The 14,164-nt window shown below is 60.7% G+C and carries 15 protein-coding genes; 10 read left to right on the forward strand and 5 right to left on the reverse strand.

Features of this window, described 5'->3' with window-relative positions:
* Nucleotides 1–2 precede the first annotated feature (2 nt).
* Nucleotides 3–734, reverse strand: a complete 732-nt coding sequence (locus LOY50_RS21995) for a HugZ family protein (protein WP_258689182.1) — start codon at nt 732–734, stop codon at nt 3–5.
* 164 nt (nt 735–898) lie between these two features.
* Here LOY50_RS21995 and LOY50_RS22000 point away from each other — a divergent pair, with 164 nt between their 5' ends.
* Complete coding sequence (locus LOY50_RS22000) at nt 899–1,657, forward strand: SDR family oxidoreductase (protein ID WP_253477419.1); 759 nt, start codon at nt 899–901, stop codon at nt 1,655–1,657.
* A gap of 189 nt (nt 1,658–1,846) precedes the next feature.
* Here the strand turns inward: LOY50_RS22000 and apbC are convergent, their stop codons facing one another.
* A complete protein-coding gene (gene apbC / locus LOY50_RS22005) occupies nt 1,847–2,941 on the reverse strand; it encodes an iron-sulfur cluster carrier protein ApbC (protein WP_253477422.1) in 1,095 nt (364 codons plus the stop codon).
* Nucleotides 2,942–3,273: 332 nt separating this feature from the next.
* On the opposite strand from apbC, the gene metG reads away from it, so the two are divergent.
* From metG to LOY50_RS22045, 8 genes are all read left to right on the forward strand, one after another.
* Nucleotides 3,274–5,319, forward strand: a complete 2,046-nt coding sequence (gene metG, locus LOY50_RS22010; protein WP_014339867.1) for a methionine--tRNA ligase — start codon at nt 3,274–3,276, stop codon at nt 5,317–5,319.
* A gap of 130 nt (nt 5,320–5,449) precedes the next feature.
* Entirely contained in the window at nt 5,450–6,022 is a 573-nt protein-coding gene (locus LOY50_RS22015) for an Rnf-Nqr domain containing protein (RefSeq protein ID WP_258689183.1), read from the forward strand.
* Nucleotides 6,019–7,044, forward strand: coding sequence for an electron transport complex subunit RsxB (gene rsxB / locus LOY50_RS22020; protein WP_258689184.1), 1,026 nt, complete (start codon nt 6,019–6,021; stop codon nt 7,042–7,044). The genes LOY50_RS22015 and rsxB overlap by 4 nt, the downstream gene beginning before the upstream one ends.
* Entirely contained in the window at nt 7,031–8,017 is a 987-nt protein-coding gene (locus tag LOY50_RS22025) for an RnfABCDGE type electron transport complex subunit D (protein WP_258689186.1), read from the forward strand. The genes rsxB and LOY50_RS22025 overlap by 14 nt, the downstream gene beginning before the upstream one ends.
* The gene (locus LOY50_RS22030; RefSeq protein ID WP_258689188.1) at nt 8,014–8,625 is read left to right on the forward strand and encodes an RnfABCDGE type electron transport complex subunit G; all 612 of its coding nucleotides are present in this window, start codon (nt 8,014–8,016) and stop codon (nt 8,623–8,625) included. The genes LOY50_RS22025 and LOY50_RS22030 overlap by 4 nt, the downstream gene beginning before the upstream one ends.
* Nucleotides 8,618–9,151 carry an Rnf-Nqr domain containing protein gene (locus LOY50_RS22035; RefSeq protein WP_258689190.1) on the forward strand — a complete coding sequence of 178 codons (534 nt, stop codon included), beginning with the start codon at nt 8,618–8,620 and terminating at the stop codon, nt 9,149–9,151. The genes LOY50_RS22030 and LOY50_RS22035 overlap by 8 nt, the downstream gene beginning before the upstream one ends.
* On the forward strand, nt 9,148–9,786 hold the full coding sequence (gene nth, locus LOY50_RS22040; RefSeq protein WP_253477443.1) for an endonuclease III: 639 nt from the start codon (nt 9,148–9,150) through the stop codon (nt 9,784–9,786). The genes LOY50_RS22035 and nth overlap by 4 nt, the downstream gene beginning before the upstream one ends.
* A gap of 107 nt (nt 9,787–9,893) precedes the next feature.
* Complete coding sequence (locus tag LOY50_RS22045) at nt 9,894–10,076, forward strand: PA3496 family putative envelope integrity protein (protein ID WP_214509446.1); 183 nt, start codon at nt 9,894–9,896, stop codon at nt 10,074–10,076.
* 55 nt (nt 10,077–10,131) lie between these two features.
* On the opposite strand, the gene LOY50_RS22050 is transcribed toward LOY50_RS22045, so the two are convergent.
* Nucleotides 10,132–10,758 carry a response regulator transcription factor gene (locus LOY50_RS22050; RefSeq protein WP_057452503.1) on the reverse strand — a complete coding sequence of 209 codons (627 nt, stop codon included), beginning with the start codon at nt 10,756–10,758 and terminating at the stop codon, nt 10,132–10,134.
* A gap of 467 nt (nt 10,759–11,225) precedes the next feature.
* Here LOY50_RS22050 and LOY50_RS22055 point away from each other — a divergent pair, with 467 nt between their 5' ends.
* Nucleotides 11,226–11,708, forward strand: a complete 483-nt coding sequence (locus tag LOY50_RS22055; RefSeq protein ID WP_253477499.1) for a hypothetical protein — start codon at nt 11,226–11,228, stop codon at nt 11,706–11,708.
* A 93-nt stretch (nt 11,709–11,801) separates the two neighbouring features.
* Here the strand turns inward: LOY50_RS22055 and LOY50_RS22060 are convergent, their stop codons facing one another.
* Together LOY50_RS22060 and LOY50_RS22065 are read right to left on the reverse strand one after the other, a co-directional pair.
* A complete protein-coding gene (locus LOY50_RS22060) occupies nt 11,802–13,019 on the reverse strand; it encodes an argininosuccinate synthase (protein WP_003204943.1) in 1,218 nt (405 codons plus the stop codon).
* 128 nt (nt 13,020–13,147) lie between these two features.
* The gene (locus LOY50_RS22065; protein WP_253477502.1) at nt 13,148–14,125 is read right to left on the reverse strand and encodes an OmpA family protein; all 978 of its coding nucleotides are present in this window, start codon (nt 14,123–14,125) and stop codon (nt 13,148–13,150) included.
* Nucleotides 14,126–14,164: the final 39 nt, after the last annotated feature.

The following is a 14,164-nucleotide window of genomic DNA, read 5'->3' on the forward strand; positions in this document are numbered from 1 at the left end:
ATTCAAGCGTCGACTTCCGCAATTTTTGGCCATTGCTCGGCGTGAGCCAGATAAACCAAGGCTTCGCGCACTTGTGTCGGGGTGTTGCAAGGCGTCGGAAACGCCAGCCAGTGCAGGCCCTGGCCAATGCGCAAGTGCATGCCCTCGCTATCTATGCCCGCCAGTTGTGCCGGTTCGCTTTTCGGCAGGCCGGTCAATTCCACGTAATGGGCGATGGCCTTGGCGTGATCGGCATTCATGTGCTCGACCATGCTGGCTTCGGCTTTGCCGGCGAAGGGATTGGCCAGGGTGAGCTGGTCGATCCAGTGGATAGCGCCAAAGCCGCCGATGTAGCGATGGCGCACCGGCTCGAGCACCCAGAAATCGAAATCATGGGCCTTGTGGTAGTTCTGCGAGTCAGGGAAATAGCGGTAGTAACGCTCAGCGGCGGCCTCGATGGCGCCACTGTCTTCGAGTTTGCGGGCCTCGGCCAGGTAGGTCAGGCGCCCCACGGCCTGCACATCCTCGGCGCCCCGCTCGCCCACCAGCATCGAACACTTGGGGTCTTTCTGCAGATTGTGAGTGTGCTGGGCGATACGGCTGATCAAGATCAGTGGCCGGCCTTGTTCGTCCAGGCAATAGGGCACCACGGAGCCGAACGGAAAGCCGGGCATGGATTTGGAATGAGTGGCGAGCACTCCACGGTATTCCTTGAGCAGCAGTTCCCGGGCATGCTTGGCAGCTTCAACGCTCAACTTATGACTCCTTTAATGAAATCCGTCTAGAAAACGGTCAGGCGACTGGAGTAATGTTCCGATACACCGATAGGACAGTTCTCGTGTGCAACCGGGCTACACCGTCGCCAATCGAGAGACGTCCCAAAAGGTCCCCTCCATCGCTGCGCCACCTGGACATGAGCATGCAACTCACTGACAAAGTAATCATTATCACCGGCGGTTGCCAGGGCCTGGGCCGCTCCATGGCCGAGTATCTCGCGGGCAAAGGCGCAAAGCTCGCCCTGGTGGACCTCAACCAGGAAAAACTCGACCAGGTAGTTGCCGCGTGTGTAGCCAAGGGCGTCGAGGCCCGGGCGTATCTGTGCAACGTTGCCAATGAGGAGCAGGTCAGCGACATGGTCGCCCGGGTCGCCGAGGACTTCGGCGCGATCCACGGCCTGATCAACAACGCCGGGATCCTGCGTGACGGCCTGCTGCTCAAGGTCAAGGACGGCGAAATGACCAAGATGAGCCTGGCCCAGTGGCAGGCCGTGATCGACGTCAACCTCACCGGTGTATTCCTGTGCACCCGTGAAGTGGCGGCAAAAATGGTCGAGCTGAAGAACAGCGGCGCCATCATCAATATCTCGTCGATCTCCCGCGCCGGCAACGTCGGCCAGACCAACTACTCGGCCGCCAAGGCCGGTGTGGCCGCCGCCACTGTGACCTGGGCCAAGGAACTGGCGCGCTACGGCATCCGTGTCGCCGGCATCGCACCGGGCTTCATCGAAACCGAGATGACCCTGGGCATGAAGCCCGAGGCCCTGGAAAAAATGACCTCGGGGATCCCGCTCAAGCGCATGGGCAAGCCTGAGGAGATTGCGCACTCGGCGGCGTATATCTTCGAGAACGACTATTACACCGGTCGGATCCTGGAGATGGATGGCGGGTTGCGGATCTAAACCCACCGCCTAACAAAATGTGGGAGCAAGCCTGTGGAGGGCAAAGCCCGTGGGAGCACAGCTTGCTCGCGATAGCGGTTTTAAAGCCAACAGAGATGTTGGGTGTGATGCCGTCATCGCGAGCAAGCTATGCTCCCACAGGTTTTGCTCCTACAGGCTTGCTCCCCACATGGATTGCAGTTCAGCCGATCAATCGTCGCTGACAGTGATGTTCGGCATCGCCGGTGACGCAGCCTCTTGCAACACGATCCGCGCGCCCACGTGACGGGCCAGTTCCTGATAGACCATGGCGATCTGGCTGTCCGGTTCGGCGATAACCGTCGGCTTGCCGCCGTCGGCCTGTTCGCGGATCAGCATCGACAGCGGCAGCGAAGCCAGCAATTCGACGCCGTACTGGGTCGCCAGTTTTTCCCCGCCACCTTCGCCGAACAGGTGCTCGGCATGCCCGCAGTTCGAGCAGATGTGCACGGCCATGTTTTCCACCACGCCCAGCACCGGGATGTTGACCTTGCGGAACATTTCCACGCCCTTGCGCGCGTCCAGCAAGGCCAGGTCTTGAGGCGTGGTGACGATCACCGCACCGGCCACCGGGACTTTCTGCGCCAGGGTCAGCTGGATATCGCCGGTGCCCGGTGGCATGTCGATCACCAGGTAATCCAGGTCGCCCCAGGCGGTTTGCGTAACCAGTTGCAACAGGGCACCGGAAACCATCGGCCCGCGCCAGACCATCGGCGTGTTGTCATCGGTCAGGAAGGCCATGGACATGACTTCCACGCCATGGGACTGGATCGGCACGAACCACTTCTGGTCCTTGACCTGCGGTCGGGTGCCCTCGGCAACACCGAACATGATGCCCTGGCTCGGGCCGTAGATGTCTGCATCGAGAATCCCGACCTTCGCCCCTTCACGGGCCAGGGCCAGGGCCAGGTTGGCCGCAGTGGTGGACTTGCCCACGCCGCCCTTGCCCGAGGCCACGGCGATCACGTTCTTGACGTTCGCCAGCCCCGGCACCTGCGCCTGGGCCTTGTGGGCGGCGATCACACTGGTGATGTCGACTTTGGCGGCGCTTACCCCGTCCAGGGCCTCGATCGCCATTTGCAGCATCTGCGCCCAACCGCTCTTGAACAGGTCGGCGGCGTAGCCGATTTCCAGCTGGACACTGACGCGATCGCCCTGGATGTCGATGGCGCGCACGCATCCGGCGCTGACCGGGTCCTGGTTCAGATAAGGGTCGGTGTACTGGCGAAGGACGGCTTCCACCGCTGCGCGATTGACGGCGCTCATGGGCAACTCCGATAGCAAGACTTGAAAACAGGCCGCTATCCTACGCCGCGCATGCTTTTGTGGCGACCCGATTAAGGGCGACGAACGCTCTTGTGGCGAGGGAGCTTGCTCCCGCTGTGTGGGAGCAAGGCTTGCCCGCGATGCAGGCGATGCGGTCTTTCAGAAATCGAGGCGCCTGTTTCGCGAGCAAGCTTTGCTCCCACAATCCACTCGCCACAGGTTGTGCCTACGCTGTTACCAGACGATGCATCCCGAAACAGCCCCGAAGGGTGAAAAAAAGCCGCCAGCGCTTTATAGTGGCCGACCTCCGTTTCATCAAGTAGCCGAGCCCCATGTCCGAGCCACGCAAGATCCTCGTCACCAGCGCCCTGCCCTATGCCAATGGTTCGATTCACCTCGGCCATATGCTGGAGTACATCCAGACCGATATGTGGGTGCGCTTCCAGAAGCATCGCGGCAACCAATGCATCTATGTCTGCGCCGACGACGCCCACGGTTCGGCCATCATGCTGCGCGCAGAAAAGGAAGGCATCACCCCGGAACAACTGATCGCCAACGTCCAGGCTGAACACAGCGCCGACTTTGCCGAGTTCCTGGTGGACTTCGACAACTTCCACTCCACTCACGCCGAAGAAAACCGTGAGCTGTCGAGCCAGATCTACCTGAAACTGCGTGACGCCGGGCACATCGCCACCCGCTCGATCACCCAGTATTTCGACCCGGAAAAGAAAATGTTCCTGGCCGACCGCTTCATCAAGGGCACCTGCCCGAAATGCGGCACTGAAGACCAGTACGGCGATAACTGCGAAAAATGCGGCGCCACCTACGCACCGACCGACCTGAAAGACCCGAAATCGGCGATTTCCGGCGCGACGCCGGTGCTCAAGGACTCCCAGCATTTCTTCTTCAAGCTGCCGGACTTCCAGCAGATGCTGCAAGCCTGGACCCGCAGCGGCACCCTGCAGGACGCCGTCGCCAACAAGATCGCCGAATGGCTGGATGCCGGCCTGCAGCAGTGGGACATTTCCCGCGATGCGCCGTACTTCGGCTTCGAGATCCCCGACGAGCCCGGCAAATATTTCTACGTGTGGCTGGACGCACCGATCGGCTACATGGCGAGTTTCAAGAACCTCTGCAACCGTACGCCGGAGCTGGACTTCGACGCGTTCTGGGGCAAGGACTCCACCGCCGAGCTGTATCACTTCATCGGCAAGGACATCGTCAACTTCCACGCACTGTTCTGGCCGGCAATGCTTGAAGGTGCCGGTTTCCGCAAGCCGACCGGCATCAATGTCCACGGCTACCTGACCGTCAACGGCCAGAAAATGTCCAAGTCCCGCGGCACCTTCATCAAGGCCCGGACCTACCTGGACCACCTGTCCCCGGAATACCTGCGCTACTACTACGCGGCCAAGCTCGGCCGCGGCGTCGACGACCTGGACCTGAACCTCGAAGACTTCGTGCAGAAGGTCAACTCCGACCTGGTGGGCAAGGTCGTCAACATTGCCAGCCGTTGCGCCGGGTTCATCCACAAGGGCAACGCCGGGGTCCTGGTCGCCGGCAATGCCGCGCCGGAACTGACCGACGCCTTCCTGGCGGCCGCGCCAAGCATCGCCGAAGCCTACGAGTCCCGCGACTTCGCCCGTGCCATGCGCGAAATCATGGCCCTGGCTGACCGCGCCAATGCCTGGATCGCCGACAAGGCCCCGTGGTCGCTGGCCAAGCAGGAAGGCAAGCAGGACGAAGTCCAGGCGATCTGCGCCCTGGGCATCAACCTGTTCCGCCAACTGGTGATTTTCCTCAAGCCGGTGCTGCCGCTGCTGGCCGCCGATGCCGAGGCGTTCCTCAACGTCGCGCCATTGACCTGGAACGATCACCAGACGCTGCTGAGCAACCATCAGTTGAACGCGTTCAAGCCGTTGATGACCCGTATCGACGCGACCAAGGTGCAAGCCATGACCGACGCCTCCAAGGAAGACCTGGCCGCCAGCCAGACCGACACCGGTGCGCCTGCCGGGAACGGCGAACTGGCCAAGGACCCGCTGTCGCCGGAAATCGACTTCGACGCCTTTGCCGCCGTTGACCTGCGCGTGGCGCTGATCGTCAAGGCCGAGGCCGTCGAAGGCGCCGACAAGCTGCTGCGCCTGACCCTGGACATCGGCGACGAGCAACGCAACGTGTTCTCCGGCATCAAGAGTGCCTACCCGGACCCGGCCAAGCTCGAAGGCCGGTTGACGATGATGATCGCCAACCTCAAGCCGCGCAAAATGCGCTTTGGTATCTCCGAAGGCATGGTGATGGCGGCAGGCCCCGGCGGCGAGGAAATCTACCTGTTGAGCCCTGACAGCGGCGCCAAGCCGGGCCAGCGGATCAAGTAACGCGACCGCTTGCTGCACCGATCCCACAGTCGCCTTGCAGGTGGCTGTGGGATTTTCATATCTGGCCCACGCCCCCGGCGTGCCGGATAATGCCTAATCTTGTAACAGGTCCTTTGTCGCCAACACACCCATGACCGAAATCGTCCTCACGCTGTTCAGCGCTGCCCTGATCAACAACCTGGTGTTGCACTGGCCGCTGGGCGTCGATCCGCTGCTGGCGGTCAACGGCAGGAAGCAGGTACACGCCCTGGGCCTGGCGACGGCATGCCTGATGCTGATCGTCGGCACCCTGGGCTACCTGATCGATCATGGGCTGCTGGCACCGACCAACCTGGTCTCGCTGCGCCTGTTGGCCTGGCTGTCCTTGAGCGTGTTGCTGATCGGCCCTTTGCTGCGCCTGCTGGCACGCTGGCGGCCGGCAATGCCGTTCGAGGGGTTGTGGCCGCTGTTGCTGGGTAATGCCGGCATACTTGGCGTCACACTACTCAACGGCCAGGATGACCGAGGCCTGGGCCACGCCATCGCCCTGAGCCTGGGTGCCGGGCTGGGGTTCTGGCTGGTGCTGGGCCTGTTCGACGATCTGCGCCAGCGCACCTTCAATAACGATATTCCCCTGCCCTTTCGGGGCCTGCCGATTCAGTTGATCAGCGCCGGACTGATGGCGGTGGCCTTTCTCGGATTGCGTGGGCTGGTCAAAACATGAGCCTGATTCAACGTATCGACGCCCTGCTGCCGCAGACCCAATGCGGCAAGTGCGGCCATCCCGGGTGCAAACCCTACGCCGAAGGCATCGCCCAGGGCGAGCCGATCAACAAATGCCCGCCCGGGGGGCGCGAAACCATCGCCGCCCTGGCCGAGCTGATGAAAATACCGGTGTTGGAGCTGGACACCAGCCGCGGCGTGGCCCCGGCGCAAGTCGCCTTTATCCGTGAAGCCGAATGCATCGGTTGCACCAAGTGCATCCAGGCCTGTCCGGTGGACGCGATTGTCGGCGCCGCCAAGCTGATGCACACCGTCCTCATCGACGAATGCACAGGCTGCGATCTGTGCGTGGCGCCCTGCCCGGTCGATTGCATCGAAATGCGTCCTCTGCCGACCGCAAACGTGCTGCCGATCGTCGGCGGCCTGGCCTTCAGCGTCGAAGAACAGCAGGCGCGAACCGCCAAGCGCAATCATGCCCGGCGCCGCTTTGAACAACGCAATGCGCGCCTGCGCCGCGAAGAAGAGCAGCGCCAGGCCGAACGCCTGGCTCGAACCCAACGGGCGGCGCAGGCCCAGGCTCAAACCCAGGACCCGGCACTCGACCCCGTGCAAGCCGCACTGGAGCGCGTACGCGCGCAAAAAGCCGCCACTGCCGATGCCGCCTTGAAAAAAGCCAAGGTCGACCTGGCCATGAGCCGGGCGCAGTTGAATAAATCCTTGAAAGCGTTCGGCCACCCGCCAACCTTCGAGCAGCAGTCGCAACTGATCGTGCTGCAACGCCAGTTCGAAGCGGCCGAACAGGCGCTGAGCCAACTGGAAAACGCCGCGCCCGCACCCGCGGCCGCGCCAGCCCCTGCACCGACGCAAAACGCCGAGCTGAAGCGAGCCAAGATCCAACTGGCGATGCGCCGCGCCGAACTCAGCAAAGCCCGGGCAGCTACAGCATCGGATGAACAACTGCAGGCATTGGAACAAGCGGTGAAGGATGCCGAACGCCAGGTGGACGTCCATGCCGTCTCTTGAGCCAGTGGACGAACGGCTGCGCCAAGCAATGACGCGAGTGTTGCTGGCAACGCTGCCCGGCGTGCTGGCGTTGCTGTGGTTCCATGGCTGGGGCGTGGCGCTCAACCTGCTGTTGTCCGGCGTCACTGCGCTGGCAATCGAGGCGTTGGTGCTGCGCTTGCGACGCCAGCCACTCAGGCCCGACCTGAGCGATGGCAGCGCGCTGGTCAGCGCCACGCTGCTGGCCCTGGCCTTGCCGGCCTATTGCCCCTGGTGGCTGACCGTCACGGCGGCCGCCTGCGCCTTGCTGTTCGGCAAGCACCTGTGGGGCGGCGTCGGCAGCAACCCGTTCAACCCGGCAATGCTCGGGTACGCCCTGGTACTGGTGGCGTTTCCTTCCCAGATGAGTCACTGGCCGGCGCTCCATGGCATGGGCCTGTCTGAAGGCTTGCAGCAGGTATTCGGCGCTCATCCAGCGCCCGATGCCTGGGCCGGGGCGACCGCACTGGACAGCCTGCGAATCAACACGAGCCTGACCGTCGATGAACTGTTCGCCAACGATCCGGCGTTCGGGCGTTTCGGTGGCCGGGGTGTCGAATGGGTCAACCTGGCCTTCCTGGGGGGCGGTCTGTTTCTGCTGCAGCAACGGGTGTTCAGTTGGCATGCGCCGGTGGGCATGCTGCTGAGCCTGTCCGTCGTCAGCCTGCTGTGCTGGAACGGTTCGGGCTCCGACTCCCATGGCTCGCCGCTGTTTCATCTGTTCAGCGGCGCAACCATGCTTGGCGCGTTTTTTATCGCGACCGAACCGGTCTCGGGTGCCAAGGCTCCTCTCGCCCGCCTGCTGTTTGGCGCGGGCATGGGATTGCTGGTCTATCTGATACGCACCTGGGGTGGCTACCCCGACGGCGTGGCGTTCGCCGTGTTGCTGATGAACCTCGGCGTGCCGGCGCTGGAGCGGTTTGCCGAGGCGCGACAACGGCGGCCACTGACATGAACAATCCCATCGGCGTGGCAATCCTGACCTTGTTGATCGGCCTGGGTATCGGTGCCACTTACCTCACGCACCTCGGCACCGCCGGGCGTATCGAGGCCCAGCAGCAAGCACTGGCGAACAGGGCCTTGCTCGAGGTGCTGCCCACCGACCACTATGATAACCAGCCGTTGGCGCACCCTGTTGTCACAACTTCGGTGCCCCTGGCCCATAGCACGCTGCTGGGTGGCTACCTGGCGACTCGCAGCGGCCAACCCAGCGCCGTGCTGCTGCGTAGCCAGGCGCTGGGCTATGAAGGCAGCATCGAATTGCTGGTCGCCATCGATCCACAGGGCCGGTTGCTGGGCGTCAAGACCCTGCGCCAATCCGAGACACCCGGATTGGGCGCGGCGATTGCCGGCTGGCCGAACGCCTGGTTGCAGACCTTCACGGGTACATCACGCCAGGCACCTGATGACAGCGGCTGGGCCCTGAAAAGGGACCAGGGCCAGTTCGATCAACTGGCAGGCGCGACAGTGACGTCCAGGGCGGTCCTCCAGGCTGTTCACGATGCGCTGCGTTACTTCGACGAGCACAAGGCTCAGTTGACGGGGGTGGCGGCCAATGAATAAGCCATGGGGACTGACACACGGCCTGCTGCTCGTCCCCTTGGTCGGCGCGAGCGACTCGCTGGTTGGCGCGCTGGGGTTATGGCTGGCCTGGGCCTTGGTTCTTTTCAGCCATGGCTTGGCAATGGGGCTTGTCCGGCAACACCTGGCAGCCTGTCAACGGCAGCTCGCCTCCATCGTGCTGGCCGCTACCCTGAGCACCTGCATTGGCCTTGTCGTCCAGGCCTGGGCACTGGAATTGTATCGACCGTTGAGCCTTTACGTTGGCTGGATCGCCCTGAGCTGCGTTGCGCTGGAGCATGAGGGTTTCTTCGTTGACTCTCGCTGGCCCGGACGCCTCAGGTTGGCCGGGCTGTTTGGCCTTTTGATGATCAGCCTGGGCGCCGTGCGTGGGCTGATCGGCAGCGGCCTGCCCCTGGCCTTGCTCGCCCCTGGCGGGTTCATTCTGCTCGGGCTGCTGTTGGCGGCCCGACAGGCCTGGAGGGCCGCCAAACCCCATTCATCCGCTGAGGAAATGCCGCGCCCATGAACGCCGCAAAACGCCTGGAAATATTTCGTCGCCTTCACGAGGACAACCCGGAACCGAAAACCGAACTGGCCTATTCCTCGCCGTTCGAGTTGCTGATCGCGGTCATTCTGTCAGCCCAGTCCACCGACGTCGGCGTCAACAAAGCCACGGCCAAACTGTTCCCGGTGGCCAAAACGCCAGAGGCGATCCATGCCCTGGGCGTCGAAGGGCTGTCCGAATACATCAAGACCATCGGGCTGTTCAACAGCAAGGCCAAAAACGTAATCGAGACCTGCCGCCTGCTGATCGAGCGCCACGACAGTGAAGTCCCGCAGACGCGCGAAGCGCTGGAAGCCCTTCCGGGCGTCGGCCGCAAAACCGCCAACGTCGTGCTCAATACCGCGTTTCGACAGTTGACCATGGCGGTCGACACCCACATTTTCCGCGTCAGCAACCGCACCGGGCTGGCCCCCGGCAAAAACGTGGTGGAGGTCGAGAAGAAATTGATGAAATTTGTTCCCAAGGAATTCCTGCTGGACTCCCATCACTGGCTCATCCTTCACGGCCGCTACGTTTGCCTGGCGCGCAAGCCTCGCTGTGGCAGCTGCCGAATCGAAGATTTATGCGAATACAAGCACAAGACCTCCGACGATTGAGGCGCTATTGCTTTTATCGATCCATCGATTGAAAAAATCTTTTTTACCCGCCCGTGGTTTATCGATATAAGGAGCGCCAATGGCAGTCTTAGCCTGGAGTCGAACCCATGAGTGCTGGCAAAGAACAACTGGATGTAGAAGACGAATTCATCGCCACTGAGGCCGACGACGTCGAACCTGTGGTCGTGGAAGTGGCGAAAACCAACCTGAGCAAGCGCCGCACCATTGATAACCTGCTGGAAGAGCGCCGTCTGCAGAAGCAATTGGCCGATTATGACTTTGACCTCTGACACGTAAAAGCCTCCCTGATGGAGGCTTTTTACTGAGTACGCGTAACCCGAAAACTCACACCAAGCCATTGCGCTGCGCCAGTTCGATCAGGTCGACCAGCGAACGGGCATTGAGCTTCAATAACAGGCGCGTCTTGTAGGTACTGACGGTCTTGTTGCTCAAGAACATTCCATCGGCGATCTCCTTGTTGGTCTTTCCGCGCGCCAGTTGCTGCAAGACCATCATTTCCCGCCCCGATAATCGATCGACCATATCGGACTCACTGGCATTACCCAGACTCGACCGCACCGTATGCAATGCCTGGTTGGGAAAGTAACTGTAACCAGACAGTACTGCCTTGATTGCACTTAACAACTCGGTAAGATCCTGTTGCTTGCATACATACCCGGCCGCCCCTGTCTGCATGCAGCGCATCGAAAAATGTCCCGGCGCCTGGGAAGTCAGCACCAACACTTTCATGGGTGAAGGAATGGTCGTCAGGCGGGCAATGACTTCCAACCCGTCCAGCTTCGGAATACCAATATCGAGAATGACGATATCGGGCATAAGCTCGCGAGCAAACTGTAACGCATCGACGCCATTATCGGTTTCGGCAACGACTTCATAACCATGACGCTCCATCAGCAAACGTACAGCAAGACGAATGACGGGATGATCATCCACGATCAGCACTTTATTCATGGGCAAATCCAACTTCGCTGTTCGAATTTTTAGAGCACGCACAATAGCCTAGTCATTTCTACCTTGGCATGCTGCCCCCCCCTGAACGCTCGCACCGAGAGACAGAACCTACAAGCTATACAGAAAACTCCTACAAATCGCCGCAGAAAAAATGTGTCATGGATTTTTTTACTGAGAAGGAATGACCTTTCTTAACAATTCGGTAACCCTGTGAACAATGCGCTTTTCACCGCCCCACCCACCTATGGGCAGCCCATTGAAAAGTTATTCACTCATAGAAAGTAACTGAATTATTTACTGTTAAAACTGCCTTCCACTCACTTAAGGAAGGGAAATCCTATATAAAACATACTCAGGCGCCTGACATCCAACATGGGCAGCCATTGCGACCATGCCTATATTTATTCGGCATGGACAACCACTTTCCAACCCACTCACCGAGCACAAGTATTCCATGAGCATTAACCATGAACAAACCTTTGAAGACTATAACCAACCCCATGACCCTCATCGCCATATTCGCTACTTTATCCGAAACTTCCGCAGCGATTTCCCTGCCCTTTCTGGATGACCAGGATCGTGAATATTATCTGTGGTTCCTGATCAGCTTTCCTTTTTACCTATTGCTGCTTTTTTTCATAACGCTCAACTTCAATTACCGTTCCTTGTATTCACCTTCGGATTTTCGCAAGAACAAACACTTCATAAAGACCATGGATGATTCGCCCTGTCGACGCAAACGACAACTACGTCGGGCGGACGACGTCAAGGAACTGCTGGTGATACGTCTTCATCGACGCAGGCGCGAACCAGACACCCTTTGTATCGTATGCAGCCAATCGAAACGTCCGATCGAGACTTGTCGATCAAGACATTTGAAACACGCCGGCATCGTCGTGTACGTCATCTACAGCAACGCAGGCCTGGCAACGCACAGGCAGGATGAATGAGCGAGCGGGGGAAGCGCCGCAACAAAGGCCACACAAAAAAAAGGGCAAAAAAAACGGCCTGCTCATGGCAGGCCGTTTTTCATGTCACCAGGGTCAGAACAGCTTGCGACCCTTGTTCGCCGCGATGCGCATGCGCAGGGCGTTGAGCTTGATGAAGCCGGCCGCGTCAGCCTGGTTGTAGGCACCGCCGTCTTCTTCGAAGGTCGCGATGTTGGCATCGAACAACGACTCGTCGGACTTGCGCCCGGTGACGATCACGTTGCCCTTGTACAGCTTCAGGCGTACCACGCCATTCACGTGAGCCTGGGAGGCGTCGATCATCTGTTGCAGCATCAGGCGCTCTGGGCTCCACCAGTAGCCGGTGTAGATCAGGCTGGCGTACTTGGGCATCAACTCGTCTTTGAGGTGAGCCACTTCGCGGTCCAGGGTGATCGACTCGATCGCCCGGTGGGCGCGCAGCATGATGGTGCCGCCCGGGGTTTCGTAGCAGCCGCGGGACTTCATGCCCACATAGCGGTTTTCGACGATGTCCAGACGACCGATGCCGTGTTCGCCACCGATGCGGTTCAGGGTTGCCAGCACGGTGGCCGGGCTCATCTCAACGCCGTCCAGAGCGACGATATCGCCGTTGCGATAGGTCAGTTCCAGGTATTGCGGGGTATCGGGAGCCTTCTCCGGGGAGACGGTCCAGCGCCACATGTCTTCTTCGTGCTCGGTCCAGGTGTCTTCCAGCACGCCGCCTTCATAGGAGATGTGCAGCAGGTTGGCATCCATCGAGTACGGGGATTTTTTCTTGCCGTGGCGCTCGATCGGAATCGCGTGCTTCTCGGCGTAGTCCATCAGTTTTTCACGGGACAGCAAGTCCCATTCACGCCACGGGGCAATGACTTTCACGCCTGGCTTGAGGGCATAGGCACCCAGCTCGAAACGCACCTGGTCGTTGCCTTTGCCGGTGGCGCCATGGGAAATGGCATCGGCGCCGGTTTCGTTGGCGATTTCGATCAGGCGCTTGGCGATCAACGGACGGGCGATGGAGGTACCCAGCAGGTACTCGCCTTCGTAAACGGTGTTGGCGCGGAACATCGGGAACACGAAGTCGCGGACGAATTCTTCGCGCAGGTCATCGATGTAGATCTCTTTGACGCCCATGGCCTGGGCCTTGGCGCGTGCAGGCTCGACTTCTTCGCCCTGCCCCAGGTCAGCGGTGAAGGTCACCACTTCGCAGTTATAAGTGTCCTGCAGCCACTTGAGGATCACCGAAGTGTCCAGGCCGCCGGAATACGCCAGAACGACCTTGTTTACGTCCGCCATGCCATCACTCCACGGGTTGTACGGAAAGCCGGGAAGTCTAACGTCCAGCGCGGATAATTTACAGGGGCGCGACAGCTTATGACGACGAAGCGACAGATTATGTCGATTGCGCGACGGTCAAAATCGACTCAGGACGTCCGCGCCGTCGCCCCAGCGGGCGTCTTGGCCGGCGCTGCGGTTGGCGCCGGAGCCTTGGCGGGCGCCGCAGCGGGCGCGGGCTGCGCGGCGGGTGCCTGCGGTGCCGGCGCATCAGTCGGCGCCACGCGCTCCAGGCGCACGACTACGCGACGGTTCTTGGCTCGGTTGGCGGCGTTGGTGTTGGGCACCAGGGGATAACGCTCGCCGTGGAAGCGCAGGGTAATCTGCGACTCCTGGAAGCCATTGGCCTTGAAGAAGTCCTGGACCGCCAGGGCCCGGCGGCGTGACAGCTCACGGTTGGTCAGGCGGTTGCCGCTGTTGTCGGAGTGGCCGTCAAGCTCGACATGATTGACGCTTGGATCGGCCTTGATGAAGTCGAGCATCACCTGCAGCTGTGCCTTGGCATGGGCATCGAGCTCGACAGCTTCGCCAGGGAAGCCGATCTGTGTCTGCTTCACCTGCTCGAAATTCTTTGGCAACAGTTTTGCCACGCAGCCTTGATAGTCGTTGAAGGCCTTGCTGAAACGCACCGGCAGCAGGCGGACTTCCGAGACTCGCCCGTCCTCGGTGTTGCGGCGCACCACGGGGCTGCGACCTTCCATCAGCCCACTGATCAAACGGCCAGCCTGGACCTGGGAGCTGTTGAACAGTACGTCGCCGCTGCCGATGCTGACCGAGCCCAGGTTGATATCGCCCCGCCCCGGCTGCCATGGTGCGGCGGCCGCGAGCAAGGTTGCCGAACCGCCGCCAAGCATCGGGTTATAGGTCTTGAGGCGAAACGTCGCCTGTTCGCCCGCCCGGCGCACGAATTCGCCACTGCCAAAATCAGCGATCGGCTGGCTCAGCCGGCACTCGAACTTGTCACCTTCGACCGTCCACTCAATGCTCTCCAGACGGGTCTGGAAAGTGAGCGCCATGGCGGGAAGGCTGGCAAACACACTGAGCAAGGCTAGATAACGCTGGCGCACGGGAGGCTCCACTGACTTTTATACAAAGATCGACGCATG

Source organism: Pseudomonas sp. B21-010 (genome assembly GCF_024749325.1).
Taxonomy (GTDB): domain Bacteria; phylum Pseudomonadota; class Gammaproteobacteria; order Pseudomonadales; family Pseudomonadaceae; genus Aquipseudomonas; species Aquipseudomonas kilonensis.